The organism is Streptomyces flavotricini (genome assembly GCF_020639365.1).
Lineage (GTDB): Bacteria > Actinomycetota > Actinomycetes > Streptomycetales > Streptomycetaceae > Streptomyces > Streptomyces flavotricini.
In genome coordinates, this window is record NZ_JAINUL010000001.1 from 1,648,822 (window position 1) to 1,674,171 (window position 25,350).

The 25,350-nt window shown below is 70.1% G+C and carries 25 protein-coding genes and 1 pseudogene; 9 read left to right on the forward strand and 17 right to left on the reverse strand.

Features of this window, described 5'->3' with window-relative positions; genetic code table 11:
* Positions 1-46: 46 nt before the first annotated feature.
* Entirely contained in the window at positions 47-1,381 is a 1,335-nt protein-coding gene (locus tag K7B10_RS07725; RefSeq protein ID WP_229335207.1) for a helix-turn-helix transcriptional regulator, read from the reverse strand.
* A gap of 931 nt (positions 1,382-2,312) precedes the next feature.
* Between K7B10_RS07725 and K7B10_RS07730 the strand changes: the two genes are divergently transcribed.
* The 9 genes and pseudogenes from K7B10_RS07730 (at position 2,313) to K7B10_RS07770 (ending at position 10,493) form a co-directional block, all read left to right on the forward strand.
* Complete coding sequence (locus tag K7B10_RS07730; protein ID WP_229335208.1) at positions 2,313-3,401, forward strand: hypothetical protein; 1,089 nt, start codon at positions 2,313-2,315, stop codon at positions 3,399-3,401.
* Entirely contained in the window at positions 3,398-4,159 is a 762-nt protein-coding gene (locus K7B10_RS07735; protein WP_229335209.1) for an ATP-binding protein, read from the forward strand. Before K7B10_RS07730 ends, K7B10_RS07735 begins: the two co-directional genes overlap by 4 nt.
* A gap of 143 nt (positions 4,160-4,302) precedes the next feature.
* Positions 4,303-5,025: a WhiB family transcriptional regulator gene (locus K7B10_RS07740; protein WP_229335210.1), complete on the forward strand. Its 723-nt coding sequence runs from the start codon at positions 4,303-4,305 to the stop codon at positions 5,023-5,025.
* Positions 4,986-5,442, forward strand: a pseudogene (locus K7B10_RS07745) (DUF2637 domain-containing protein); the annotation flags it as partial. The gene K7B10_RS07740 and the pseudogene K7B10_RS07745, both read left to right, overlap by 40 nt.
* Before the next feature lie 1,039 nt (positions 5,443-6,481).
* Positions 6,482-6,673, forward strand: coding sequence for a hypothetical protein (locus tag K7B10_RS07750; RefSeq protein WP_229335211.1), 192 nt, complete (start codon positions 6,482-6,484; stop codon positions 6,671-6,673).
* 172 nt (positions 6,674-6,845) lie between these two features.
* On the forward strand, positions 6,846-7,472 hold the full coding sequence (locus K7B10_RS07755) for a plasmid mobilization protein (protein ID WP_229335212.1): 627 nt from the start codon (positions 6,846-6,848) through the stop codon (positions 7,470-7,472).
* A complete protein-coding gene (locus K7B10_RS07760; protein WP_229335213.1) occupies positions 7,469-9,199 on the forward strand; it encodes a relaxase family protein in 1,731 nt (576 codons plus the stop codon). Before K7B10_RS07755 ends, K7B10_RS07760 begins: the two co-directional genes overlap by 4 nt.
* 86 nt (positions 9,200-9,285) lie before the next feature.
* Entirely contained in the window at positions 9,286-9,708 is a 423-nt protein-coding gene (locus K7B10_RS07765; RefSeq protein WP_229335215.1) for a hypothetical protein, read from the forward strand.
* Between the two features lie 92 nt (positions 9,709-9,800).
* Entirely contained in the window at positions 9,801-10,493 is a 693-nt protein-coding gene (locus K7B10_RS07770; RefSeq protein WP_229335216.1) for a hypothetical protein, read from the forward strand.
* A gap of 98 nt (positions 10,494-10,591) precedes the next feature.
* Here the strand turns inward: K7B10_RS07770 and K7B10_RS07775 are convergent, their stop codons facing one another.
* The 16 genes from K7B10_RS07775 to K7B10_RS07850 form a co-directional block, all read right to left on the reverse strand.
* On the reverse strand, positions 10,592-11,449 hold the full coding sequence (locus K7B10_RS07775) for a nucleotidyltransferase domain-containing protein (protein ID WP_229335217.1): 858 nt from the start codon (positions 11,447-11,449) through the stop codon (positions 10,592-10,594).
* A gap of 263 nt (positions 11,450-11,712) precedes the next feature.
* Entirely contained in the window at positions 11,713-11,934 is a 222-nt protein-coding gene (locus K7B10_RS40755) for a hypothetical protein (protein ID WP_267501349.1), read from the reverse strand.
* 44 nt (positions 11,935-11,978) lie between these two features.
* A complete protein-coding gene (locus K7B10_RS07785) occupies positions 11,979-12,728 on the reverse strand; it encodes an SPDY domain-containing protein (protein ID WP_229344834.1) in 750 nt (249 codons plus the stop codon).
* Between the two features lie 16 nt (positions 12,729-12,744).
* Positions 12,745-13,059 carry a hypothetical protein gene (locus K7B10_RS07790; RefSeq protein WP_372481384.1) on the reverse strand — a complete coding sequence of 105 codons (315 nt, stop codon included), beginning with the start codon at positions 13,057-13,059 and terminating at the stop codon, positions 12,745-12,747.
* A 31-nt stretch (positions 13,060-13,090) separates the two neighbouring features.
* Positions 13,091-13,453 carry an SPDY domain-containing protein gene (locus tag K7B10_RS07795; RefSeq protein ID WP_229335218.1) on the reverse strand — a complete coding sequence of 121 codons (363 nt, stop codon included), beginning with the start codon at positions 13,451-13,453 and terminating at the stop codon, positions 13,091-13,093.
* A 335-nt stretch (positions 13,454-13,788) separates the two neighbouring features.
* Positions 13,789-15,498 (reverse strand): UvrD-helicase domain-containing protein, encoded by a 1,710-nt coding sequence (locus tag K7B10_RS07800; RefSeq protein ID WP_229335219.1) that lies wholly within the window; start codon positions 15,496-15,498, stop codon positions 13,789-13,791.
* Positions 15,488-17,311 (reverse strand): ATP-dependent nuclease, encoded by a 1,824-nt coding sequence (locus K7B10_RS07805; protein WP_229335220.1) that lies wholly within the window; start codon positions 17,309-17,311, stop codon positions 15,488-15,490. The genes K7B10_RS07800 and K7B10_RS07805 overlap by 11 nt, the downstream gene beginning before the upstream one ends.
* 507 nt (positions 17,312-17,818) lie before the next feature.
* Positions 17,819-18,814, reverse strand: coding sequence for a SpaA isopeptide-forming pilin-related protein (locus tag K7B10_RS07810; RefSeq protein WP_229335221.1), 996 nt, complete (start codon positions 18,812-18,814; stop codon positions 17,819-17,821).
* A gap of 74 nt (positions 18,815-18,888) precedes the next feature.
* Complete coding sequence (locus K7B10_RS07815; RefSeq protein WP_229335222.1) at positions 18,889-19,782, reverse strand: hypothetical protein; 894 nt, start codon at positions 19,780-19,782, stop codon at positions 18,889-18,891.
* Positions 19,783-19,803: 21 nt separating this feature from the next.
* Positions 19,804-20,649, reverse strand: coding sequence for an SPDY domain-containing protein (locus K7B10_RS07820; protein WP_229335223.1), 846 nt, complete (start codon positions 20,647-20,649; stop codon positions 19,804-19,806).
* 20 nt (positions 20,650-20,669) lie between these two features.
* A complete protein-coding gene (locus tag K7B10_RS07825) occupies positions 20,670-21,926 on the reverse strand; it encodes an ATP-grasp domain-containing protein (RefSeq protein WP_229335224.1) in 1,257 nt (418 codons plus the stop codon).
* A complete protein-coding gene (locus K7B10_RS07830; protein WP_229335225.1) occupies positions 21,923-22,147 on the reverse strand; it encodes a hypothetical protein in 225 nt (74 codons plus the stop codon). The genes K7B10_RS07825 and K7B10_RS07830 overlap by 4 nt, the downstream gene beginning before the upstream one ends.
* A gap of 17 nt (positions 22,148-22,164) precedes the next feature.
* Positions 22,165-23,421 carry an MFS transporter gene (locus tag K7B10_RS07835; RefSeq protein ID WP_229335227.1) on the reverse strand — a complete coding sequence of 419 codons (1,257 nt, stop codon included), beginning with the start codon at positions 23,419-23,421 and terminating at the stop codon, positions 22,165-22,167.
* Positions 23,422-23,488: 67 nt separating this feature from the next.
* Complete coding sequence (locus K7B10_RS07840) at positions 23,489-23,947, reverse strand: hypothetical protein (RefSeq protein ID WP_229335229.1); 459 nt, start codon at positions 23,945-23,947, stop codon at positions 23,489-23,491.
* Complete coding sequence (locus tag K7B10_RS07845; RefSeq protein WP_229335231.1) at positions 23,944-24,471, reverse strand: regulator; 528 nt, start codon at positions 24,469-24,471, stop codon at positions 23,944-23,946. Before K7B10_RS07845 ends, K7B10_RS07840 begins: the two co-directional genes overlap by 4 nt.
* Positions 24,468-25,331 carry a winged helix-turn-helix transcriptional regulator gene (locus K7B10_RS07850; RefSeq protein WP_229335233.1) on the reverse strand — a complete coding sequence of 288 codons (864 nt, stop codon included), beginning with the start codon at positions 25,329-25,331 and terminating at the stop codon, positions 24,468-24,470. Before K7B10_RS07850 ends, K7B10_RS07845 begins: the two co-directional genes overlap by 4 nt.
* Positions 25,332-25,350: the final 19 nt, after the last annotated feature.

Sequence of the window (25,350 nt, forward strand, 5' to 3'; positions counted from 1 at the left end):
GGTGACACTAAGTTGTCTTCAATGCTCATTCGGCCAGCCACACCAGCTATTGGGCCAAGTCCTCGCCCTCTTGGAGGCTCTCGGAAATCTCACGAAGGAGAGCGGCCCGGAGGTCTGCCTGCGGTAGTTGATCCTGGAGCCGACTGAGGGCCTCGCGGTCAGATGCCGGGAGTGAAGCGCGCAACAGAACCTTCAGCTCAGCCCGAGCTTGGGGGTCAATGTTCGCCGGTTGAATGCGGTCTACCACCGCACCGGCCCCAAGCTGCGTTATGCCCCACTCTTCAGGCGCTTCTCGTACGGCCCACACAACGGAGTGGTTCTCGGGTGAGAGGGTGAGCTGGCACTGCGGGCCAAGCAATTCACTGAGCGCGGGGAGCGGAACGCCTCCGGGGCCGGCGAGCGCCGCGGCTTCGTCGGCACTGTCCACGACCAGGCGGGCCGTGAGCGCATTGGCTGCGCGGCGCCGGGCAGCATCCGCTTCGGCCTGGCCGGTTGGGTGCTGGGCCGGGGCGGCCCAGGCGTTTCGCCTTCCACCGAGGGCGTCGATCTCGTCGTCAGAGGACTCGGCCTCGACCCAGGTGATCACGACGAAGCGGCAGTGGGGCATGCTGGCCGGGTAGAGAACGTGACTGACGACCTCGACAGTTTCCCAGCCCAGCGCGGGGATGATCATACGGAAGACATGGCCGTCACGGTCGGCCTCCATGTCCGCCTCGGTGCGCCAGATCCGGTCGACGTCGGAGTTTCGGCGGACGTCTGCAATCAGCTCGGCCAGTTCCGCGTTGTCCTTGTGGGTGGCCTGTGCGAACTTCAGCAGTCGGACGTAGGCCATCGCATGCTTGTCCCAGTCGTGGTACTGGGTGCGGGCCTCCGGGTTCGTCAGCGCCCAGCGCATCAGGTTCGCCTGCGGCTCCATGACCCACGGCCACCACTCGGCCATGGCCTGGTTGTACGCCAGAACGTTCCAGTTGCGGTCGGTGAGGTAGGTGGGCGAGGGCATCTGCCGATCGATTAGCAGCCGCAGGGCCCTGCGCAGCTCGGGGCTGGCACCGACAAGCGGGTCATCGTCCAGCGTCGTTCCAATGTTGTACAGCAGCAGGGCGTGGCGCTCGCTCTTGTCCAGCTGGAGGACGTCCGCCAGCGCGTCGCACTGGGCTTTGGTGAACCGCGGTGGAGTCGCGCCCTTCTCCACGTTGCGGTAGGTCCGGACTCCCATGCCGAGGGCCCTGGCGACCGGAGCCTGGGTGATCCCGGCCGATTGGCGCCAGTTCTTCAGCCAGCCGCCGAACCCCATGAACTGGCCGGCGAGCTCCTCGCCGCGCGTGCCCTTGTTCTCGGCGTGGTCATCGCCGAAGGGGGTGGATATCCCCTGAGCAACCATGAGGCTCTTCCTTGTCTTCCCGTATCCCACGGGGACACCTGACGCGGACATGAAAAAAGAGGGGCAGGCATGAATGCCGGCCCCCCCGGCCTGGTGTCTCCCACAAAGACGATACGACGACCTTGAATGCTGTCCACAATTTGTGGCCTCGACCACAGCAATGTTGGTTAAATCTGCAACCATACCCGCCGCCATCAAGGCCCTTCCATGACGAATCTGGACATTCCCTCGCCCATGGATTCCCATGATCGGCAAAGCGGCAAATCCTTGCCGCTTTTCCCTGTAGCGGCATAAATGATCACTCGCACCTCTGTCAGGCATCCCTGAATGGCCATGCTTCACCACTCAATCCCCCTTCATCGCAAAGGCGTTACGCGACTTCATCACCCAGTCTTCACATCCTCTACACGTCGCTCTACGCGCGTGGATTCCGCCTTGAGCCACCGTTGACGAAGGCTTTGCCTGCGGGCTTAAATCCAGACCTGACCAGCCCGGTACAGCGCGACAGCCTGCCGGTTCACAGCTGGTCAGAGCATGTGCGGGAAGTTGTATGGGGTTGTAGAGCTATCTCTGGACCTTGGCGCAGCCTGCCCATATGTTCGTCGTCGCTCGCCGGGCAGTCCGCCCGGCCAACGGGGGGATCGGGGGAGAGCCATGTGTAGTGCGTGCACCAGCCGCGCGGATTAAACCGCAGATACAGCGACGGCGCCTGAGAGGGCCAACTCTCAGACGCCGAACGCTCACGGCGCTCCTACCCAAGGCAAGGGCCGGAGACCACTTCATCCGCACCGATCCTTCTCACGGGACCATCGGTGCGGCTTCACTGCACAGGAGAGTGTTGCATGACGCCTGCCCAGCGCAAAAGGCCAAGTTGTTCGGCCCGCGCGGCCACGGCCCCCTTTCGTAACCCCGCCCGCGGGGGCGCTGCCTGATGGCCCGCATCCGGACGATCAAGCCTGAGATGTTCTTGTCGGAGGATGTCGCCTCGGTCGACATCAGCGCGATGGTGACCTTCATTGGGCTGCTGACTCAGGCTGATGACAACGGTCGCTTCCTCGCCCACCCTGCGATCATCGCCGGTTTCCTGTGGGCGCTGCGCGCCGAGCACACCCCGGAGCACGTGGCCAACGACCTGGAGCAGCTGGAGGCAGCCGGGCTGATCTGCCGCTACATCGGGTGCGACGGCAAGAAGTACCTGCACATCGTGACGTGGGAGAAGCACCAGAAGATCGACCGGCCGTCCGCCTCTCGGGTATCGCGCTGCCCGAAGCACCAGACGCACCAGCGGTGCGGCGGGTGCACGGCCGAGAAGCAGCGGCCCTGCCCGGTCTCCCAGCCTGCCGCGGTGCAGGTGCCGGCCACACCTGCGGGAATCACCGGTCCGGTTCTGCAGGCCTCGGCGCACCCTCGTCGAGCCCTCGATCATCCGGTTTCGCCCGCTTCTGCGCTGGCGGCCGTATGCGGCGCCGAAGCGGCCGGGGGAAGCTCCTCCTCTGAGGACGCCTGCGAGACCCTCTCGGACGCAGCTCCGGCGAAGTCTGGAGAAAGTCCAGCTCAGGGGGCATTCGTCGAGCCCTCGACACAGACTCGCGAGGGCTCTTCGTCTGGATCTAGGATCTTGGATCCTGGATCTTCCCCTAAGGGGGGCGATGCCCCCGTGCACGAGGCGGCTCCCGGGCCTGACTCGACGAAGGCCCTGGTGGCCGAGTACGTCAGCAGTCACGTCCAACGGCCCCCGAAGGACGTGATCGGTCTGGTCGGGCGCCACGTCAAGGGCCTCCTGGAGGAAGGCTTCGACGCCGAGGTGATCCGGGCCGCTCTGGAGCGGCTGCGGTTCAAGAACCTGCATCCGAGCGTCCTGCCGAGCCTGGTCAACGAGGCCCTGAACGCCGCACCGCCGCATGCCGCCGCTGGGGTGTCGTCCGCCTCCGGCGCGGGGGCCTGGGCCCACGCCTCGGGCTACACGCCCTACATGAACCCGACCACGCCGGAGCCGACCACGTTCGGGGGCAGCCTGTGAACCGCGCCCGACTCTCGGACCCGCTGCCCGCGGTCTCCGACCGGCTGCGTGAGCGTCTGGCCGCCCGCCTGGCCGAGCGCGGCATCGACCCGGCAACGGCCCCGGTGCTCCCGAATTCGCCGGAGCCGATCCCGGCACTGGAGGCCGCCCAGAAGCGGATCCCCTACGCCTACCGGGACGCGGCGCCCCAGCATCCGCAGGTCGCCGCCTGGGTGCGGACCATCGCGGAGACCGCCGTCGCCCCGGCCGCAGAAGATCTCAACGCAGCCTGGGGTAGGCCCGGCCGCCGGCGGATCGCGCACGGACCGTCGCTGCTGCTTTGGGGCGGGACCGGGATCGGCAAGACGCACGAGGCGTACGGGGCGGTCCGGGCTCTGACCGCTGCCGGGTGTGGGGTCGAGTGGCATGCGACGACCGCCGCGGACCTGTACGCGGAGATGCGCTATCGGTCCGGCGTGGACCCCGAGCACATGCTCCGGCGGATCATGCGGGTGCCGCTGCTTCTCCTGGACGATCTCGGCGCGGCGAAGACCAGCGAGTGGACGGAGGAGATCACCTTCCGGCTGGTGAACTGGCGCTGCCAGAACCGCCTGCCGACGATCTTCACTACGAACCTGCCGCCGGTCCGCGCCCACCACATGGAAAAGCATCTCCCGGTGCTGCGCGACAAGGTCGGCGACCGGGTCCTGTCCCGCCTGTCCGGCATGTGCACGCCCGTGGAATTCACCGGAACCGACCGCCGCTTCCAGCGCGCCTGACCGGCCCTCCGCCCGGCACACGCTCATCGGCACGGCACCGCCGCCCTCGCCCCCTTCTCCGCCTCCCACCGGCCCGCCAGCCGCACCCCGGCCCCGTGCCGGCCCGCCGCCGGCCGGTGAGGCGTACCCGAAAGACAGCTCCGATGCGCACGATCACCTCGAACACCACTCCCCCACCGACACTCCAGGGCGTCTCCGACCACAGCTGGCACGCCCGCGCCGCCTGCCAAGGGATGGATCCGAACTCCGCCGACGAGCTGTTCTTCCACACCCCTCGCGACCGCTGGGCCATCCGTGAGGCCCTGGAAACCTGCGGCATGTGCCCGGTCCGCCAGGAGTGCTTTGACTACGCCCTCGACAACGAGGAGAGGGAAGGCATCTGGGGCGGCATGACCGCCGACGAGCGCCTCCACTGGCACGAGAAAGTCGAGCACCGGCTCGACTACGGCCGTGTGCTCTCGGTGATCAACGGCCGGAGCATCCAGCTCAGCGAGCACGAGCGCCGGACCCTGATCCGGTACGCCGCAGCCCGGGGCTGGAGCCCCGAACGCCTGGCCTTCACCCTGCAGGTCAGCCTCAACTGGGCCCGCGACGTCCTGCGCGAGGAAGCCCGCGCCATCGAAGACCGCGACAACTTCAACGTCGCCCTCGACACCAACCCCGTCGCCACCGCACGGCAGGCCGAGGCCGACGGCAAGGAGCCCCCCGGTGCGGGCGTTCGCCACGACGGCGACGGCCCCGAGCGCGACCGCAGCAAGCAGACCCCCCAACCTGTGCCCCGGCAGGTCCACACCTCTGCCCTGATCGACGACTTCCGAAAGGCCACATGCCGCCCCAGCACGACAAATGGAGGCACCACCCGGTGACCACCCAGACCGCTGAGCGATTCGTCCTGATTGCCGCTGGCGCCGTCATCGTGGCACTCACCGCCGCCGGGTTCTGGCTCTCCTACGCTCACCTGGCCGAGGTCGCGGGCCTGCACGGCCTGGGTGGCTCCCCCGTCCGACGGTGGGCCTGGCCCGGCACCTTGGATGCCTTCATCGTCGCCGGTGAACTGCTCATGCTGAGGGCCGCGCTCCGACGGGTGACCGACTGGTGGGCCATCGCTCTGACCACCACGGGGTCGGTCGGCTCGATCGTGCTGAACGTGGCCGGCGTGAGCGGCACCGGCACCGCGCCGGTGCCCCTGCTGAACTACGTGGTCGCCGCGATCCCACCGGCCGCCGCCCTGCTCGCCTTCGGTGTCCTGATGCGCCAGGTCCACCAGCTGGTCGCCACCCCCCAGGACGGCCAGAGCCCGAACGGGGACCGTACCCCCGCGCACGTCACACCGGGACCGTCCGCAAAGGGCCAGGCGGTCGGGGACGGGGCGCTGCCCGGACGGGGCGAGGGCACCCAGCATGACGGGGACCAGGTGTACGGGACCGAGGCCTCCACCGCCGGGGACCGTCCCCACACCACCGCGGGGACCGACCCCGGTCCCCGCCGGGACCGCACCACCGCAGTCCCCCACACGGTCCCGGTCCCCAACGGGGACCGTACAGACGGGACCGCCCATCCTGCCGGAGGGGACCGAACCGCCACCGCCGGAACCGTCCCGCAGGACAGCGACCACGGTCCCGGATCAGTCCCCAACACCGCCGTCCCCCAGCGGGACCACGCGTACGGGACCGGGGATCCCGTCGCAGGAGATCGTCCCCACACCGAGGGGACCGCCCCCGGCAGCGACCACGGTCCCCTCCGGAACCGCGCCACCACGGTCCTGGACACCGGCCACGATCCCCAGATGGTCCCGGTCCCCAGAGTTGCGGTCGCCAGCGGGGACCGTCCCCGGCATGAGCGCACTCTCGCAGTACCGGGGACCGGGGACCGCCTGTGGGCCGGGCTGGGGACCGATGCTGAGGGACCGCGTCCCCACCCGGTCCCCGAAGGGAACTCAGACGGGGACCGGGACGATGCCGGGGACGGGGACTGCAGTGACGGCGAGGACGACCCCGCCACCGGGGACCGGGAACCGGACCCCGCAGCCACGCGCTCTCGAGACCGTGCACGGGACCGGTCCCGAACGCCACGGGGACCACGGCCCCGTACGGGACGGGGCCCGCGGTCCCGGACCCGCCTGTCCGAGGACGAGATCGTCGACCTGCTGCGCCCCCATGTCCCGACGGCCCTGAGACGGGACGGCAACGAGTCCATCACGCGCGTGCAGCTGCGGCAGATCATGCGCGAGCACAGCATCCCCATCCGCAACGACCGACTTACCCCGGTTCTCGCCCGCCTGCGTGACGAGAACGCCACGTCCACGAATAGGAGTTCCGCCCGATGAAGACCTGCCGCACCTTCAGCCGCATCAAGGCGGGATACGAGACGGAGATGGGCCAGATGAGCAACCACTCCGTCCGCCACGCCGGCACCAGAACGGGCAAGTCCAGCGCCGGGTTCGCGGCCGGCGCCAAGCAGCGCATGGCCAGGGCCCTTACCCAGCACTACGCACACTGCCCCGAATGCGGCTGACACCGCTATAGCTGCAGGTCAACCGCCTGCCGCGCACAAACTGACATCCGGGTGGCCCGGCGATCGGCCGGGCCACCCCGCTCTCCTTCCCCCGGCCACACGAGCGGCAAGGCAGGCGACACCCGACAGGCACCACCAGCACCGGCCAGCCCAGCGACGAGGACCCCAACCCATGACCAGCCCAAACACCACGCCCGCAACCGAACACGTGCAGTCGGCATCCAACTCGACCTCAACGCGAGCAAGTTGGGGCGGAAGCGTAGCTTCCGCCGAACCCGCCCCCGAGGGGGCGGGCCAAGACCTGCACCAGGGGGCGCAGGTCCTTCTGGCTTCGACCGGGGGCGGATCGAAGCCAGGGCAGGAGGAGAAGCCGTCCGAGCGTCGCAGCCGCCGTGACCGCGCCGACCGCGCCCGACAGCGCCCGCGCCAGCCGCGCGAGAAGAAGCGCCTGCACCAGCCCAATACCCGCTTCAACGAAGAAGAGTTCGCCCTGATCAAGTCCGCCGCTGCCCAGTGTCGCCTGTCCGTCGCCGGCTTCCTCGCCCGCGCCGCTCTCGCCGCCGCCCGCGACCTCGACCGCACCAGCGCCGAGATCGCCGACGAGCGCGAAGTGATCACCGCACTGTTCGAGAGCCGGCGCAGGCTCGGCTGGGCCGGCAGCAACCTGAACCAGGTCTCCAAGGCCCTGAACTCCGGTGCTGACGTCCCGCAGCTCGACGCGGCCCTCGCCGCCGTCCAACGGGCCGCCGAAACTGTTCACGAGGCTGCCTCGCTGCTGATCGCGCAGCGCGCCTCGTGATCCCCAGAGTGCACACTGCCGGATCGCGGACCATCGGCCTTCTCGCCTACCTGTACGGGCCGGGCAAGCACGAGGAGCACACCGACCCGCACCTCGTCGCGTCCTTCGACGGCATGTCCCCCGATCCCGGCCGTGACCCGAACGCCACCTTGAAGGACCTCCAGCAGCTCCTCGACCAGCCCGTCCAGGCACTTCCCGAGCATGCCCGCCCTGCCAAGCACGTGTGGCACACCTCCGTGCGCGCCACCGCGGATGACCGGATCCTGTCCGACGAGGAGTGGGGCGAGATCGCCCGCCGGGTCGTGGCCGCCACCGGCATCGACCCCGGCGACGGTGAGCCGGGCTGCCGGTGGGCCGCTGTCCGGCACGCGGACGACCACATCCACATCATCGCCACCCTGGTGTGCGAGGACGGCAGCCGCCCCGACGACTTCCGCTCCGGCAAACGGGCGCAGGCCGAGTGCCGCCTCATCGAGAAGGAACTCGGCCTGCACCAGGTCGCGCCCGGGGACGGCACCGCCGCCCAGCGCCCCACCAGCGCTGAACGCCACAAGGCCGAGCGCCAGGGCCGGAAGCGCACCGCCCGGGAAGAACTGCGCGAGACCGTACGACGTGCGGTCGCCGGCACGCACAGCGAGGAGGAGTTCTTCGCCCGGCTGGCCGCCGCCGGCCTGCTCATCCGCAAGCGAGTCGCCCCGTCCGGTGACCTCCTCGGGTACAAGGTCGCCCTCCCCGACGACCGCAACAAGGACGGCGAGCCGGTGTTCTACCCGGGTGCGCGGCTCGCACCGGACCTGTCCCTGCCCCGCATCCGGGAGCGCTGGACCGTCGCTGCGCCGTCCGGCCAGGAGACCGAAAGCACTACGGCCGACGCTCCACTGCGAGCCGTGCCCGGGCCCGCTTCCGCACGCCGGGCCGCGACCACCGCCGCCTGGCAGGCCGTCCTGGTCCTCGACGACGGTGACGACGGCGTGATCGCCGCGCACATCGCGGCGGCGGGCGAGGTCCTCGACGCGCTCGCGAAAACCTCCGCCGCCCACACCCGCAAGCAACTCGGTGACGCGGCCGTCGCGTTCGAGCGGGCTTCCCGCTCCCACGTCCGGGCGGTCCGCGGGCACGACCGTGCCCTGCGCCAGGCAGCCCGCGACCTCGTCCACGGCGGCCCGGCGCTCGGCCGCGGCGAGGACGGAGCCACCACCGCCATGCTCATCGACATGGCGTTCTTCCTCGTCACCGCCGCCGCGCACTGGCACGGCAAGAAGCAGCACGCCCAGCAGGCCGAGGCCGCCCGCCAGGCCGCCGAACACCTGCGCGCCGCCTACCAGGCCGCAGCCTCCCAGCCCATGGCCGTCCTCCACCAGCGCGGCCGTCTCCTCCCCCTGGCCGTGCAGCGCCGCCACGTCCTCCTCGTGCGGCAGGCGCTGCCGGAGCTGGCCGGGCAGATCCTCGCCGAGGCTGGATGGCCCGCGCTCGCGGCCACGCTCGCCGATGCCGAAGCCGCCGGCCACGACCCCACCCTCCTGCTCGCCGAGGCGACGGCCCGGCGGGAGTTGGACAGCGCGGCCTCGGTCAGCGACGTCCTCGTGTGGCGGCTGCGCCGGTCTGCCGGCCTCCCTGCCGACGCCTCCGCCCAGCCCCTCCCAGGCGCCACCACGGCACAAGCATCGTCGCAGTCGCGTACAAGCGGGCGTACGCAGAGCCGCGACGACCGTCGCCGGGGCCGGTGACTATTCATAAGTTTGCTAGTTGCGGCAGGTCACGGGGTTGGTGCACGATCTCCCCTGCCCGGCTGGATCAGGACGAGGGGGAACTGATGCTTCGACGCAGACGTGAACGACAGCAGCGGCTTCAAGCGCAACAGCAGTGGGTGGCCTGGAACGCCATGCACGTCGAACCGGACCCGGCACCGTCGTCGGCCGCGCAGGCAGTCGTCGCGGTGGTGGACGACTTCCTGCCGCCCGACCTGCGGATGCCCGCCCGTGACGAGCTGGCCGGGATCCTGATGCCCCATGAGGCGCCGCTCGTTATCGATGGCGAGGTCCACGCCTGCGCCGACTGCGGTGCGTACCGGCAGTGGATCGTCGCCAGCACCCGCGACGGCGTGTGGCTGCGCTGCCCTGCAGGCCACGAGCGGCCCGAGTCCCGCCTGGATGCGGCCTGGTTCAACCGGGCCAGCGGCCCCATCACCGCCCAGCACGCCTCCTACGAGGAGTGCCTGCGCCACCTCGGCCACTGAAACCCGCCCCCTGCCATCACCCGCCCATCTGCCGGAGGAGAGCCCCACGCGGGTCCGGCTGTCAGACCCGCCACACCCAGCAAGGGGTTCCCATGCGCCGTCGCACCACCATCGCCATATCCCTGGCCCTGACCGCCTCCGCCGCGCTGTCCGGCTGCTCCGGCAGCCCGGCGACCGCACCATCCGGCTCGGCCGTCTCCTCCTCGGCGACCGGACCGGCCGCCCCTGCCGGCACGCCGAGTACGCCGGTGCCCTCGGCCGCGCTCGGCCAGCGGCTCCTCACCGAGGCAGACCTCGGCCAGGGCTACACCCGCAAGCCCGAACGCGAGAGCCGCCGGGACGACGTCACGGTGATCGGCTGCCCCGCACTCGAGCAGCTCGGCGACGCCGCAGCCGGCGGAAGCCTGGACTTCCCGAACAAGGCCAAGACCGCGTTCACGTACAACGGCAGCACCGGCTCCGAAGTGTCCGAGGAGCTCTACAGCGACACCCCCGACAAGCTCGCCGACGGCACGACGCGGATCTTCGACGCGATGACCGGCTGCCCGGTGTACCAGGTCGTCATCGGCAGCCGGCCCGTCAAGGTCACCACCCAGAAGCTGACCGCCCCCGCCCTCGGTGATCAGGCGTGGAGCCAGCTGCTCACCTTCACCGCCGGCGGGCAGGAGAGCGTCGTCAAGCAGACCGCCGTGCGCAAGGGTGCTGTCCTGACGGTCGTTTCCGGGTCACCCGCGCTGGTGGACACACACGTGGAGAAGGCGCTCGCCCAGGCCGTCTCCCGCTGAGCCTCTCCTGGACGGGCCCCGCCGATGCTTCCGCAGCGGTGGGGCTCAGTCTTGTTCACGCCGCCGCCAGAAACCGGCCATCGCTCATGCGGGACAGGTCACAGAGGGGGTAGTGCCGCCACGTCTCGTACGGTGATGTGCAGGGCGTGCAGCGGCTGGGTTCGCGTGGGGCGGATGACTTCCAGGGTCTGCGCACCCTGGCGCAGCCGGAAGGGCAGCTGGTCGAAGTCGTACCAGCCGAGGTTGATCCACATCGTGCCGGGCAGCTCGAAGCTCTGACCGGCTTGGAGGGGCTGCCCCTGCACCCACACCGGTGAGGTCGTCGGCAGGATCTCGGCGTGGCGCAGCGCGGCGCTGGCGGCTCGTCGCAGGGGGCTGTCGGGTTTCCAGCGGCGTGCCAGCATCACCGCTGCCTCGGGGCGTTCGGGATGCGTGTCGGGCAGCTCGATGCGCTGGATGCCGATCGCGCCCGCGTTCAGCATCGTGACGACCTGGGCCCGGACCGGTAGGGGGATCCAGCGGTCCAGCCCTTCGAACTGCTCGATCATCTCGTCCCGCGGAGCTCGGGCCGCGTCAGGGTCGGCTGTGATGGCCTCAAGGCGCGCCCGGGCGGCGGCGGGCGTGTCGCCGCGCTTCCACAGCAGTACCAGTTCGACGCCGTCGGGCAGGCTGCCGTTCTGGTTGAACTGGAACTGGAGTCCGCGCTTGGTGCCCTTGAGGGCCCGCTTCATGGTGGCCATGGGATCCCGGCCCGACATCAAAGCGCCCACCAGTTCCTCGGTGAACGCGGCATCCGTGCGGTGTGCGACCGCGACGTCCACGTCGCCGGGCTCCAGGGCGCCGCGCGCGTAGGAACCGAACACGTACACCTCGTCCACGAGGTCCAGGGGGCGTTCCTGGGCGTCGAGCCGGTCGAGCATCTCCTGGAGCAGCCCCGTGGCTCGCTCGCGTCGCATCTGGCACTCCCTCGGTTCCGGCCCTGGCTGTTCGACCCTACGGCCTCTGACAGCGTGCGCCAGATCGCCCACAAGGGTGAACTCCGCCGTGCCGGGAACTGCTGCCCGGGCACAGCCTGGCGGCAGCACCGAGCCGGGGAGATGCGCGTGGAACGGGCAACGGCCCGGTCCCTTACTCCATGGCATGGAGCAAGGGACCGGGCCGTTGTGTAGCAGGGGGCGGGCGGGAGCCGGCGGGCGGTCGGGGAGCGATGACGTGTGGCTCAGGGGCATGTGTGGCGTCGGCGGTTGTCGTCGGGCACGACCTTGAGGTCGGCCTGGTTGCGCCAGCCGCACTGGCAGACCGCGATCCAGGTGGCGCGGCCGGTGCAGCCGTCGGTGCGGGGGTAGCCGCGTGGGGAGAGCCGGTGCCGGTCGGGGCCGGTGGTGGGGCATTCGCTGCCGTCAGGGTGGTAGGCGGTCAGCTTGGGCTGGCGGCGGGACAAGGGCTCCTCCAGGGGGTAGGCGGCCAGGGCGCAGGGGGTGGCGCTCAGTGGGCGGGGGTGGTGATGAGGCGGCCCTCGGTGCCTTCGGGCAGGGTGCGGCGCAGGACCGGGGCGGGTGAGGCCAGGGAGGCGGCGAACGCGGCGACGAGGTCGTGGGGGACGCTGGGGCTGAAGGTGGCGGCCCACTGGTACGGGGCGCCGAATGTGGGTTCGGCCCATGCCTGCCAGCCCATGAGGTCCGGGCGAGGGTCGGCGTCCTGGATCTCCGCCGGGGTGGGTCCCCAGGTGAAGCCGGCGGACAGGGCGGGATCCCAGGCGGTGGTCTCGGGGCGGTCCACGTCGCGGGCCCAGCCGAGCGCGGTCAGCGCGTTGAGGACGGCGTCGGGGCCGTCGTAGTTGAGGGCCGGGTCGGTGCGTGCCTCGACGGCGAGGAGGAAGTCTGCGACGGCTTCGTGCGGGGTGCCGGCGGTGAAGTAGGCGTTCCACTCGGCCAGTGCGCTGTCGGCGGTGGGGCGGGCGGAGACCTGCCAGGCGACGGGGAGGTCTCCGAGGTGGAAGAGGTTGTCGGTCAGGATCCATTCGGCGCCGCACAGTCGGCCGGGGCTGAGGAAGAGCCAGGTGCTGCGGGCGGTGGTCCAGCTGGTCCAGCCGGCCTCGGTGAGCAGGCCGGTGATCCGGTCGGCGAGGATGCCGTCGTCGCCGGCCAGGTGGCGCGGGGTGACCCAGTACGCGGGGCCGGCGGGGTTGGGGGTGGACGGGTAGCGGGGGTGGTGCGGGTTCAGCAGCGCCTCCAGGCGTGTGCGGTACGGGTCACTGGCCGGCGCCGGCAGTGCCGGTGGCGGGGCGGCGGCGCCGCGGGGGTGCCTCGGTGGGCTCGCGCCAGGCCAGGCCCACGGCGACCGCGGGCGGTACGGGGCCGAGCTGTTCACCGCGTTCGGCGATGTAGACAACCGTCCGCCCCTGCGTGTCCACGGTCGCGGTGATACCGGCGACCGTGTGCTCCAGCGGGAAAAGAGGGTTGATGGCCAAGCGCACAGGTGCGCCGCGATCGAAGGCAGACAGACGGTCGATGACCTCGCCGACGGTGATCTCGCGATCCAACAGGTTCTCCTTCAAAAGCGTCAATGGGACTGTCATCGGGCGGAGCGGGTGCTGTTCAGCCCAGGGTCACGGGGCGGGAAGTGGCCAGCACGTGCGCGACGGCGGCCGCGACGAGCTCTGCAGGCGTGTCGACATCGAACGAGACGTGGTAACCGGGGAACTCGGCGGGCCCGGTCACCGCGAGTTTCCAGCCCTCGCCGTCGGTGCCGGGACGTCCGGTGGGGAACCAGCCGAGGTAGAAGCAGCCGTCCTTGCTGCTGATGTGGAGATCGGCCCGGTCGTCCACGATGAGGTTGAAGTCCTCGGCGGTGAACTGGTCGATCACGCTGGACGGCTGGCCGGGACCGACCTGCCAGGAGCGGAGCCTCAGCGCCTCGATCGTCGTAGCGAAGCCGTGCTTCGAACCTGCCGCAGCCATGAGCGCACACCTCTCTGACCTGGGGTTTCTTGGGAAGGTGTCTACGTTGACATCGGTTGCCGCGCTCCACCAGTCCTTTGCCTCTCTTTCCTGTCTGCCCCAGGCGAACTGGTGTCCCTTGTCGTCCAAACGAGTCGTTTGACACCGAACTTAGTCGTGCGGGGTGAACACGCCGGGAGATGTGTGGCCATACCGGCTGGGACGGGTCGACAGACAGACACATCAGTACGCGGTGTGTGCTCTCAAGCCGTGGCGCAACCTCCCGGTCTTGGCATTTCGCCATTGGTCCGAAAGGCAGCGGAGATCGCCCCCTAGCGCAACCGCGATTCCGGGGATTAGCGCGTCCTCGTGAGCTGTTGACTGCCCTGCGGGCGGATGAAAAGGACCATGGTGCGCGCTCGCGTGATAGCGACGCGCAGGAGGCGTCGCTGAGCACGGAGCCGTTCGGGTGGCCAGCTAGGGTCGAGCAGGGTGCCTGTGTAGGGGCCTTCGACGATGATGACACCGTCGAATTCCTTGCCCTTGGAGCGGTGCATGCTCATCAGGGAAACGGTCTCTGGTGGTTGTTGGGCGGCGGTGAGGGTCTCGGCGGCAAGGACGGCGCGGACGGTGGCTGCCGCGTCTTTGTAGGCGGAGTCGCCGTCCCAACTATCGGATAGGCCCCAGGCCAGTGCATCGGTAGCGTTGAGTAGGCGCAACAGGCGTGCGTGCTTGAGGACTTCTTCGAGTTCGTTGGAGCCGTGGAGGCGGTCGCGAGCGGTTGGCCAGTCAGCGACCGGTTGTCCGAGGTAGGAGATCCCCGCGTCGTAGGCAGCGGTCACGGCTTTGACGGTCTTGGAGCGGATGGTCTTGCCGGACATGAACGCGCTGAGCCCGTTCTCCAAGGTTTTGATCTTGTCGCGTGCGCCGGCGGTGCCGCTGGTCAGCTTGACCCGGTAAAAGTCGGCGAGGGCTTGCACGGTGCGAGTGACTGCCTCCACACGGGGCAGACCGGGCCATTCCATGATTGACGCTACGACGTAGCCGGCCGCGGCGGTCAGTTCGGGATCCCATTGCAGGGCGTGGTCGACTGCGGGAAGTGTGGTGTTGCCGGTGATGGTGTCGGTGGCCAGGGCCTCGGAGACCTGGCCCAGCAGGGAGTTGACGCTCGCCAGGACTGCGATGGTCGGTGTGTGCCCTAGCTGGGTGGTGAGGTAATCCCGCATGGCGATGACCCCGTGGTGGACACGCGTCTGCCACGGAACGCCGTAGACCGGGGTGTAGGTCCAGGTGTGGACGTTGGCCGGCTCGGCGTGAAGGGTGTTGTTCAGGACGGCGTTGGCGTAGTCGAGGAGTCCGCCGCCGGGGCTGCGGTGGTTGTCCTTGGACAGGTCGAAGGGCGTAGGCGCGAGGTGCGCCACGGCGTCGTCGAGGCGTTGCTCCTCGACGCCGTCCAGGTGGTCGAAGATGCGTTGGTCGGGGTCGGCGAGGCAGATGACGGTGGAGGCGCCGCTGACGGCCTTGATCACGCGCCATTGGTCGGTGTTGGTGTCCTGGAATTCGTCCACGATGACCAGCGGGTAAATGCTGCTGTAGAGGGCACGCAGGGCGGCGCTGCGTTCCAGGAGAGTCGCCGTTGTGTCGGCGAGGAGGTCGAAGACGTAGCGGCCCTCCTCGGTCGCGAGGCGTCGGCGCTCGCTCTTCCAGTCGCCGTCGAAGTCCGCCTGGATCTGCCGTTCACGATCGGGCGTGATGAACGAAGACGGCCGACCGGTGAGCAGCCGTCCGTGGCTGCGTACGACGTCAAGGAAGAAGGCGTGAAAGGTGCGTACTTCCAGGCGCTGGCGGCTGGCCCGGTCCAGCACTCCGGACATCCGGTCCGTGATCTGGCGTACGGCGGCGCGCGAGAAGCTCAGGAAGAGGACGCGCTGTTCGGGTTCGAGGGCGGCTAGTCTCGCCTGGGCCTTGAGCAGAGCGATGGTGGTCTTGCCGCAGCCGGGGCCGCCGACGATTAGAAGGTGGCCGGAAGCATCGAGGATCTCTTGCCTGACCGGGTCAATTTCCATCGGTCTCGTCCGAGTGGGCGGTGTCGTCGGTCTCTCCGCCGCTCGCAGAGGTCCCCAGGTCGCGGTCGATTTGGAGAAGGAGATCGGCTAGCACGGCGGGTAGCTGACTTCGGCCCGTGCACTCGGCGATGAGCAGCGCGGCATAGCCGTCACCCTTGCGGGCCCGCAACACCTCGTGGGTGAGGGTGTTTACCGCCGTGTCCGTGGCGGACGGGTCGGGTCGGGCGCATCCGGAGGGGTAGTCCGTGCGCTGGGCCACGGTGGCGAGGAAGCGACGCTGGGCATCGACCGGTACTTCGGCGACCAGCAGCTTCTCGACGCTCTTGTAGTTCAGCACCGTGTAGTGCGTGAAGTCGGCAGTCTTGGCTGCGACCTTGGCGTCAAGCGGCTTGTCGGGCTGGTCGTGGATCCCGTAGACCGGCTTGCCCAGCCCTTTGAAGACGGGGGCGAACAAGGGCACGGAGACGTCGTTCTGAGCGTCGAAGATCGTGACACCGGCCAGGTCGAGTGGGACGTAGCCCACGACGGAGGGATCAGCCTCCAGCACATCCGATACGGCTGGGAACAGGGCCGCTTCCGCAGCACCCTCCACCACCAGTACGGCACGCCCCAGGACGGCCTCAGCGAACTGCCGGCGGTTGTCCCGGTACCTCTTCAGCTTGAAGTCACCAGGCAGGACGACACGGTTGCTGCTGAGCGTGCCCTTTGAGTCGCGGCTGATCACGACAATGCCGGAGGGCTCGAACTTCTCGATCACGTACGGCGAATGGGAAGTGACGATCACCTGGCCCATGCGTTTGACCACGAAGTCGATGAGACGGCGCTGCGCGTGCGGAGGGAGCGCGATCTCCGGCTCCTCCATCGCGAAGATCACCGATTTGTCGCCCTTGAGTTCAGCGATGTAGGTGAGGAGGGCGAACACCAGCAGGTTCAGCGACCCGGTGCTCAGCCGGTTGAACGGCACGGCGTGCGGCCCAGGTTGGGTAGCGATGAACAGGCGCAATACCTCACGCAAGTGTTCGCGCGTGAGTTCAGACGCCTGCAGATCGACCGGATCCGCTGTGTCGCCGAGGCTGACAAAGCGGTCGACGCGATCGCGGATCTCCGTACGGATCTTTCCGAATCCTGATTCGGCCGCGGCCACGGCGACCTGCTCCAGGTCACGCAGCGCCTTCTCCCACAGCGGACCCGCCAGCTCGGCTTCCAGCCGCACGATCGTGTCCAGCAGCGAACCACGCTGAAAGGTGAGCGCCCTGTTGCCCGTACGGTTCGGCCGCAGGTAGAGGAATCCACAGTGCCGCTTGTCCTCCCGGGTGAATGATTTCAGTCCCGCGCCGAGCCCACTCTCCTCCCCGTCTAGGCCGTCCGGGACGCTCTCGGGATGCGCGAAGAACGTACCCCCGATGAAGTCGTCCTCCTGAGGGTCGTAGCGGCCGAGGAAGACCACCGGCAGGCACCATTCGCCGGTCTCGGCGTCTTCGACAGCGTCCGGAACCATGTCGAGGAAGTCACTCGTCTGCGCCGACCAGCGGCGCAGATGACTTCCGAATCGGCGCTCGGCAGCGTCGGACAGGTTGGTGAGGACCACCTCGATCCTCACTTCGGGTAGCTTGCCCTCCCGTTCCTGGTAGCACCCGCCGTAGAAGTCGTATTCGTCGACCACCGGTCGTCGGAACATGCGCTCGGGCCCCAGCACGAGCTCCAGCCCCTCGCACACAGTCGACTTGCCGACGCTGTTCGAGCCGACCAACAAGGAGTGGCCGTCCAGGAGAATCGTCCCGCTCTTCACCCCACGGAAGTTCTCCAGAACCACCCGTCGTACCTGCACGCCCGCCCCCCATCTTCGAGGGAGCAGGACACAGTCGACTCGTCGCCGCTGGCGCTTCCTCGCGCGAAAGCCGTCGCCACGAGGACAGATCGGAGCATCCCCTGACGCAAACCGGAGCCGATTCTACGACAAGCGGGATCTTCAGACCGCTCCTAGACGCGAATGACGGCGGCGGCGCCATACGGAGGAGCCATCACCCCGCAACCCGTGTGCTGCCCCTGCGGGTGGGGGTGGCCAATCCGCGACAGCAGAGGGCGGGTGCGGGCTGTAGGGGCTACCTGGCCAGTCGGATTCCCAAGCATGCAGCAGGAGCGTGCGAGCTTCCTCGTACGACTGGGTTCGCTGTCAAACGACTCGATTGGATGACAAAGGACAACTGGAGCCCCCCGAGGCCCCTGCCCGGTGCAGGCAAGGCAACAGGCCCCAGGAACCTGCGCGGTTCCTGGGGCCTGGCCTGGGGGTTGTTCACTTATGCGGGTGTCAGGTGCGGGATCAGCCGTTCGGCTGGCTGTCCTGGTTGGCTTCTCGACGGCGGCGCAGAGCGAGCAGCGCGCCGCCGCCCGCGCTGATCAGCAGTCCGGCGCCGGCAAGTAGCCAGGAAGTGGAGTCTGCGCCGGTCTGGGCAAGGGATCCCTTCGGGGCGGGAGAAGCGGTGCTCGACGCGGTCTCGGTCGGCCGCGGAGCAGCCGAGGACGGCGGAGTCGCGGACGGGGTGGGCGTGCCGGTCGTGTCGGGGGTGGTCGGGGTCGGGCTCCCTGACGGTGTGGCCGGTGTTGTGGGTGTCGGGGTGGTGGGCGGGTTGGTCGGCTGGTCCTTCTTGGTGTTGGTGAAGGCGGCGGTGGTCTTCTCGCCGGGCTTGGCGGTGATTTTCACGGGGGTGGAGTTGAGCTGGTAGCCGTCGGGGGCCTTGGTCTCGGTGGCGGTGTAGGGGGTGCCGGTGCGGGCGGAGACGTCGAGCTTGGCGGTGGCGGTGCCGTCCTTGCCGGTGGTGAGCGTGAGCGGCTTGCCGTCGCCGGCCTGTGGGGTGATGTTGATGACGGCGCCGGCGAGCGGCTTGCCGGTGTCCTTGTCCGTTTTGGTCACCGTGACTTCGGCGGGCTTGAATGGGTCGACGACGGTGAGCTTGGCACTCTGGCCGGGGGTGACGACGATGTCCTGGTCCGGGGCGAGGTCGTGGATCGGGCTGCCGGAGTTGGTTTCCTTGAGACGCCACACGCCTGGGGTGACGCCCTCGAAGCGCAGGATGCCGTCCTTGCCGGTCCTACCGGTGAGGGCCTTGGTGCCGTTGAGGGTGTCGAGCAGGGAGAACTCCGCTCCGGCCAGGAGGTCGCCGCCGGGGTCCTTCTTCGTGATCTCGATGTGGCCGGGCTGCGGTTCGGGGGCTTCGGCCCAGGCACACGGCGCCCAGGTCAGCGTCGTGGTGGCGAGGGTGGCTGCGGCGGCGACGGCTGCCGGTGCGGTGCGGCGGGAATTGGTGCGGGTACGCATGCGGTGGAACAGTCTCCTGATGTGGTGGGGTGGGGGTGCACTGCCGGGATCCCTTGGCGGGGCCGGGACGGGCGTCAGGGGGTGCGCCCCAGTGCGGCCTGTGCGGGTGCCGAGGCAGGCAGAGCGGGCCGGGCGGTGGGCGCGGTGGTCAGGACCGGCTGTGCCTGGGAAGCGCGGTAGCGGTGGGCTGCTGCCTTGACCAGGGCATGCTGGTCTTCCAGGCTCACGGCGTCGATGCAGGCCAGTGCTGCGGCGGTGCCGGGTCCGTACGGGCGGCCGGCGGTCTGGGTGATGTGGGCGACGGCCTCGGCCTCGGCCAGGAGGCCGTACTCGGTCGGCAAGCCGAGGGTGTCGCGGACGCCTTCGCGGGCGTAGCGAAGGTTCTGCGAGACGGGGATGCCGTCGAGGGTGCCGTACTCGGCGAAGTCGAAGACGAGCAGGGTCGCCTGGTGGAGCAGGTCGAGGAAGTCGGTGTCGGCAGCCCAGAAGCCGGCCGGGTGTTGCAGCCCGGGCGCGTCGAGGGTCTGTGCCTTACTCGCCCGCTCGCGCTGGTGTCCGGTAGAGGGTGCGGTCGGTGGGTGGGTCCACATGGCGGTGAAGTCGGTGACGGCCTGCCGCAGTCCGGTGAGGTCGGCGCCCCGCCAGGGCGCCGGGCCGGAAGACTGCCAGTCGCGGATGCGGGCGTAGCCGTCGTGGCCCGGGGACTTGCCGCGTGCGGCTTCTCGGTGGGTGAAGGTGTGGTGGTCGGCGAAGGCGAGGGTCTCCACGTGGAGGGCGCCGCGTTCGGGGTGGATCACGTTCAGGCGCAGTCCGTCGTACTCCCCGTGGCGGATCGTCGGGGCGAAGTCGATGCGCAGCCGCAGTGCCGAGCCGTCGGCGAGGGCGGCGTAGTAGCGGTCACCGATAACGGTGCTGGTGGCAAATGGCAGGTTGAGTTCGGCGAAGAACTCCTTGGCGTGCAAGGGCACGTGGGCTCCGGGGTGCGGGGGTCAGCGGCGGGCGGCGGCTGGGCGAGTGCTGGTGCTGGTGCTCCAGCGGGGGACGCTGGTCGTGGTGAGGGCCGGCCGTGGCCTTGTCCCGGTGCGGCGGTGTACGTCCAGCGGGGTCGGTGCCGGCGGCGGGGGCGGGACGACCGGGGTGAGCTGGACGTGCGGGCGCAGCAGTGAGCTGAGGAAGCTGTCCCATCGGGCGACCGGAGCCGGGTCGGCGAGCGCGGTGGTGACCGCGGCGACCAGTGTTACGGGGGTGCCGGTGGAGGCGGTGGCGTACCAGCGGGGGCCCTTGAGACCGCCTTCCATGTACCAGCGGGCCTGCAGCGTGGTGAGTTCGCGTTGCGGGTCGAGTGGGCCGGTTGCGTACTCCAGGCCGGCCATGCCGTCGGGGGCCCGCAGGGCCAGTGCGGAGCCGTAGCCGGTGTACTGGAGCTTCCACCGTTCGTCCAGGAGTGGGGCGAGGGCGTCGTACCGGTCCTGGTCGGCGCCGTTGTGAAGGTAGGCGTCGGCGCCGGTGGTGTACGCGCTGGCGAGCGCGGTGGTGAAGGCGGTGACCAGTTCGGTGGGCGCTGAGTCGTTGAAGCAGACGCCCCAGGCGGGGGCGGCGAACGGGTCCTTGTAGGCGGTGATCCGCCACATGCCGTCGTCTTCGCCCTCGGGGAGGAAGCCGAGGCGGACCTTGCGGTCCGGGGAGGCGAGGTAGAGGTTGCCGTACTCGTCGTTGTGGCGGTCGAAGCCGAGGTCGAACAGCGGCTTCAATGCGGGGTCGACGTTCGCGGCGCTGCCGGCGAGGTAGCGGGGGGATACCCACACGTCGCCGTCGATGTCGGAGGTGTCGGTCAAGGGGCTCCAGGTCTCGGGGTTCAGGCGGCGGGTGCGACAGTGATCGTGATGTGGCCGGTGACCGTGTCGAGGCACTCGCGGGCCTGGCCGGCGTCGGCCGCGGTGACGACGACAAGGCCGACGCGGGCGACGTCGACATCGCCCTCGGGCGGCAGAGTGACGCGGTCGCCGGGCTCGAGGATCCAGCTGGTCTGGTGCAGCCAGTCTGCTCCGGCCAGGGCAGGGTCGATGCCCCGGGCGGTGACGGTGCCGGAGGTGTCGGGGTAGAGCAGGGCGATGGCCGCGGCCTGGTGCCGGGTCGGGGTGAGGTCGGGGCGGCGGCCGAAGGCGAGGTCGGCGGCGGCCCGGGGCAGGTCGATGCCGGTGGCGAGCAGGACGAGCTTGCCGATCAGGTCGCCGCCGATGCGGGCGTTGACCTCGACGATGCGCGGTCCGCTCGCCGTGAGCCGCATCTCCACGTGCTGGATGCCGGAGGTGATGCCCAGGGCGGCGACGGCGGCCTGGGCGATGGGGCCGACGTGCGGCAGGAGCAGGTCTGCGGCGTCCACGCTGTGGCCGGTCTCCTCGAAGTACGGGGCGAAACCCAGTTGCTTGCGGGTGATGGCGACCGGGGTGGTGATGCCCTGGTGGGTGACGCACTCGACGGAAATCTCCTCGCCGTCGAGGTACTCCTCCACCAGCACCACCGTGGACTCCCCGCCGTGCAGCTGGGCGCCGGTGGTGGCGAAGGCGAAGGCGTCCGGGAGCTGCTGCGGGGTATCGACGCGGATGACGCCGACGCTGCCGGCCTGGCCCGCTGGCTTGACGACGACCGGGTAGCCGATGGCCTGGGCCGCCGCTACGGCTTCCGCAAGGGTCGCGGCCTTCACCGAGGTGGCGGAGGGCACCTTGTGGCGGTCGAACAGGGCGCGGCTGGTGGCCTTGTCGCGGCAGGCCCGCATCACGCCGGGCCGGTCGCCGGGCAGGCCGAGGTGGCGGGCGAGGCGGGCGGTGTTGACGAGCAGGGTCTCGTTCCAGGTGAGCACGCCGACGACCGGGTTCCGCGAGGCAAGGGCCTGCCCGGCCGTGAGCAGGGCGTCGAGGTCGTAGGGGTCGGCCTGTTCGTGGTCGATGACGTGGGGGTGTTCCCAGGTGAGGGGGGTGGGGGTGATGACGACGGTGTCGTAGGCGGCGGCGACGGAGGCGAGGCAGTAGCCGCGGTACAGCTCGTCGTTGGGGGCGACGACCAGGACGACGGGGCGTCCGGTCGGCTGCCGGAGCGGTCGGGGATCGGTCAAGACGGGTCCTTGTCTGCGGGGGCGGGGTGGTGGGCGGCTGCGAGGAGGCTTCGCATGTCGGTGGCGAGGCCGTCGGGTGCGTGCAGCAGGCGGGCCAGTGCGGCGGCCTGGTCGGAAGGCAGGCTGTGGAGGCGGGTGGTCAGGGTGCGGAGCAGTGCGGCGGCGCAGGCGGCCTGGTCGGCGGTGTAGGCCGAGACGGGTGCTAGTTGGTCGTTGGGCATGGGCAGTTCCACGGGGGTCAGGTGGCGGCCGGGTGGCGGTCGCGCATGGCGGGTTCGCGGCGCAGGCGCCAGAAGGCTGCGGTAAGTCCGATGGCCTGGAGGGCGGCGCAGGCGGTGAGGACGTGGCCGAGGAGGGCCGACGGGGTGAGGGCGACGAGGATGCCGGCGAGGGGGAACGGCAGGAGCATGACGAGGATGGTGACGCCGAGGGTGGCGCCGAAGACCTGTTCGGGGATGAGGTGGGAGCGCAGGGTGCGCAGTACGACGGTCATGCCGCCCTCGCCGGCCATCAGCACGGCGGTGAGGACCAGGAACTGGGTGTAGGTCCCGACTTGGGAGACGGCGAGCCCTGCCGCGGCGGCGACGAGGGCGCTGGCTGCTCCGGTGGGCCACAGGCCGACGCGGTCGATGGCGAAGCGGCAGCAGGCGACCGTGAGGAGGGAGGCCGCTGCGGCTGCGGACCAGATGACGCCGACGGCGGCGCTGGAGTACCCGAAGTGCTGAACGACGATGATCGGAGCGGCGGCCTGCAACATGCCCGTGGCCACGTTGGAGACAGTCAGTCCGGCGATCAGCCAGGCGAGCGCCGGCAGGGAGATGAGGGTCTTCCAGCCGGTGGCCAGTCCGGTCAGGGTGGAGGCGTCCGGGTCCACCTGGCGGGGCTCGCGGTGCCACGGGGCGAGGAGCGCACCGAGGAGGGAACAGGCAGCGATGGTGACCAGGGTGCCAGTCACCCCGGCCCAGTGCAGGAGGAATCCTGCGGCGGCGGGTCCTGCGAGGGTGGCGGTCTGGTCGATGCCCAGCAGGACGGACTGCACCCGGTGCGCCCGCTCGCCCGCGTCCCGGCTGGCGGTGGCCCCGGCGGTCTCGGCGGCGATGTAGGAGAACTCGGTGACCACGCCGGTGACGGCGGCGAGCGCCATCACCGTGACCGTCGCAGCGGCACCACTGACCTGGGGCAGGAGGAACGCGGCGGCCAGCACCACCAGGGCGCGCAGTACGGAGGCGATACGGAAGACCCTTTTGGTGCCGTGCCGGTCGACCATCGCCCCGGCCAGGGAGAACGCTGCGAGCCTGGGTACCCACTCCAGTGCGAACGCCAGGCCGGTCAGGGCCGCCGAGCCGGTGGTGGCCAGCACGATCAGCGGGATGCCGTACGTGGTCATCGCGAACGCTGCGGCATCCGCGGTGCGGGGGAGGTAGATCCGGCGCAGCAGGGACAGCTGCGGCAGGAGGGCGTGCCGGGGGCCGGCGATCACAAGCTCGGTGGTCATCGTCGCTTTCACACAAGAACGGCGCCCGCCGCAGCGAGCTGAACAGAGAGAAGGAGGTGGAGCGAGGTCAGCGGCGCGGGCCGCGCGCCTGCGGCGGGGAGTCCGCAGGATGCGCCGGACCCGCTGTGCTCGTCGGCCCGGCAGTCGGCTGGGGCCCGGAGTTGGCGGCTTGGTAGAGGGCCAGGTGGGCATCGAGGCGGCGCAGGAGTTCCCCGCGGCGGACGGCCAGGCGCTCGATGCGGGCGCCCCGGTCGCCGAGGAGGCCGCCGGTGGCCCGGAGGCTGTCGGTACCGGCCGCGGTCTTCGACAGCTCCTCGATCGCGCGGACCGCGTCGTCGAGGAGGTGCCGCTGCACGGCGTCCAGTTCGTGGGCGGTGTTCATCACCGCGAGCACCACGGCCTGCACGTGGCCGGGCGCGTCCTTCATGACGGCGTGCGCCCACACGGATGGGTCGGTGCCGACGGCCTCGGCCACCGTGCGGATTCCAAGACCTGCTTCGGCCGGACCGTTGGAGGTAGTGCTCACGCCGCCAGTTCCATCCCGTCCTGCGCCCGGGCGGACACCGGGTCCGTGACGAGGGCGTCCCCGTGGTCGCCGGACCACTGCGACAGGGCGGCCCGTACGGAGTGCAAGGTGCGCGCGGCTTCGTCGTCCGGCCCGGCCTCGGCGGTGTTGCCGGGGTGCTGGGCGAGGAGGGTGAGGGTGGCCTGGACGCGGGTGGTGAAGTCGCTGACCGGGTGGGGGTAGTGGTAGGTACGGGCCCACCGGGCCGCGATGTCGTAGACCTCGGCGAGGTCGCGGCCGACGCTGGTCAGGACGTAGCAGGCGTTGCCGGCCTGGCGGCCGGTACGCAGCAGTCCCAGCCGTCGGCCGGTGGTGGTGGCGTGGGTGAGCTGGCGGCGGGAGAGGCCGTGCAGGGTGGTGGCGAGCATGCGCCGCTGGAGGGGTCCGTTGTCGTCGATCTCGCTGATGAGACGGATGAGTCCGGCGTGAGCCAGCGTGTCGGCGGACCGCGACGTCGGGGTGGCCGGGGTGCGGGAGGTGTTCATCGGGTGCGGCCTCCTGCCGGTGCGGGGGTGATCGGGCGGGCGGGGGTGGTGTGGGAGAACATGTCGCCCGGCTTCCAGGCGGTCTGGGTCGGCCGGGGTGCTGGTGCGGGGTGGCGGGGCTGGGTGGTGAGCCACACGCCGGGCCCGGCGGTCGTGGCCGGGGAGGGTACGGGTGCCAGCCCCCAGACCGGGTGGTCGCCGGCCTCCGCCGGTGGGCGGCCGGCCGCCCAGGCGGACAGGGCCCGGTAGACCGGTGCGAGGTTCCGGCCGGCCGCGGTCAGCTCGACGTGGCCGTCGCGGTGCCGGTCGCGGGTGATCAGGCCGTCCTCGGCCAGCCGCTGCAGGGGCTGGTAGATCACGGAGAGGCTGGAGTCGGGCATCACACTGGCGGCGATGGCCTTGGCGCTGGACGCTCCTCGCACCTGGAGCGTCCACAGGATCGCGGTGGCGTGCCGGGGTGAGAGCAGCGTGAGGGTGTCTTCGATGTCCTGGGCCTGTGGCACCGCCTTGGGTACGCGCTGGCCCGTGACGGCGTCCGGGGCGGTGTCCTTCTCCAGGTGGGTGCGGCCCCAGTGGGCCAGCTCCGGGAGCACCGGCAGCACCGCCTTGCCGCGGGCGGACAGCCCGTAGAGGACGTTTCGCCGGTCAAGGGCGGTGCGCTCGACCATCCCGGCGTCGGTGAGCTTGCGGAGCTTGGGGTGGAGCTGGCCGTCGACGAGCCAGGGCAGGCGGGTCTTGATGTCGCTGTAGCGCAGGGGCTGTTCCGCCAGGGTCATCAGCACCCACACGTTCCAGCGGGGGGCCAGCATCTGCAGGCTTTCGGTGACGCGGGACAGGTCGGCGGCGACGGTTTCGGGCATCCCGGGGGTAGGCAAAGTG

What these genes read in the sequence shown, in the direction of transcription:
- K7B10_RS07725 (WP_229335207.1), bottom strand. Translation starts at nt 1,381, where the DNA reads ATGGTTGCTCAGGGGATATCCACCCCCTTCGGCGATGACCACGCCGAG.
- K7B10_RS07730 (WP_229335208.1), top strand. Translation starts at nt 2,313, where the DNA reads ATGGCCCGCATCCGGACGATCAAGCCTGAGATGTTCTTGTCGGAGGAT.
- K7B10_RS07740 (WP_229335210.1), top strand. Translation starts at nt 4,303, where the DNA reads ATGCGCACGATCACCTCGAACACCACTCCCCCACCGACACTCCAGGGC.
- K7B10_RS07750 (WP_229335211.1), top strand. Translation starts at nt 6,482, where the DNA reads ATGAAGACCTGCCGCACCTTCAGCCGCATCAAGGCGGGATACGAGACG.
- K7B10_RS07755 (WP_229335212.1), top strand. Translation starts at nt 6,846, where the DNA reads ATGACCAGCCCAAACACCACGCCCGCAACCGAACACGTGCAGTCGGCA.
- K7B10_RS07765 (WP_229335215.1), top strand. Translation starts at nt 9,286, where the DNA reads ATGCTTCGACGCAGACGTGAACGACAGCAGCGGCTTCAAGCGCAACAG.
- K7B10_RS07770 (WP_229335216.1), top strand. Translation starts at nt 9,801, where the DNA reads ATGCGCCGTCGCACCACCATCGCCATATCCCTGGCCCTGACCGCCTCC.
- K7B10_RS07775 (WP_229335217.1), bottom strand. Translation starts at nt 11,449, where the DNA reads ATGCGACGCGAGCGAGCCACGGGGCTGCTCCAGGAGATGCTCGACCGG.
- K7B10_RS07795 (WP_229335218.1), bottom strand. Translation starts at nt 13,453, where the DNA reads ATGGCTGCGGCAGGTTCGAAGCACGGCTTCGCTACGACGATCGAGGCG.
- K7B10_RS07800 (WP_229335219.1), bottom strand. Translation starts at nt 15,498, where the DNA reads ATGGAAATTGACCCGGTCAGGCAAGAGATCCTCGATGCTTCCGGCCAC.
- K7B10_RS07810 (WP_229335221.1), bottom strand. Translation starts at nt 18,814, where the DNA reads ATGCGTACCCGCACCAATTCCCGCCGCACCGCACCGGCAGCCGTCGCC.
- K7B10_RS07830 (WP_229335225.1), bottom strand. Translation starts at nt 22,147, where the DNA reads ATGCCCAACGACCAACTAGCACCCGTCTCGGCCTACACCGCCGACCAG.
- K7B10_RS07835 (WP_229335227.1), bottom strand. Translation starts at nt 23,421, where the DNA reads ATGACCACCGAGCTTGTGATCGCCGGCCCCCGGCACGCCCTCCTGCCG.
- K7B10_RS07845 (WP_229335231.1), bottom strand. Translation starts at nt 24,471, where the DNA reads ATGAACACCTCCCGCACCCCGGCCACCCCGACGTCGCGGTCCGCCGAC.
- K7B10_RS07850 (WP_229335233.1), bottom strand. Translation starts at nt 25,331, where the DNA reads ATGCCCGAAACCGTCGCCGCCGACCTGTCCCGCGTCACCGAAAGCCTG.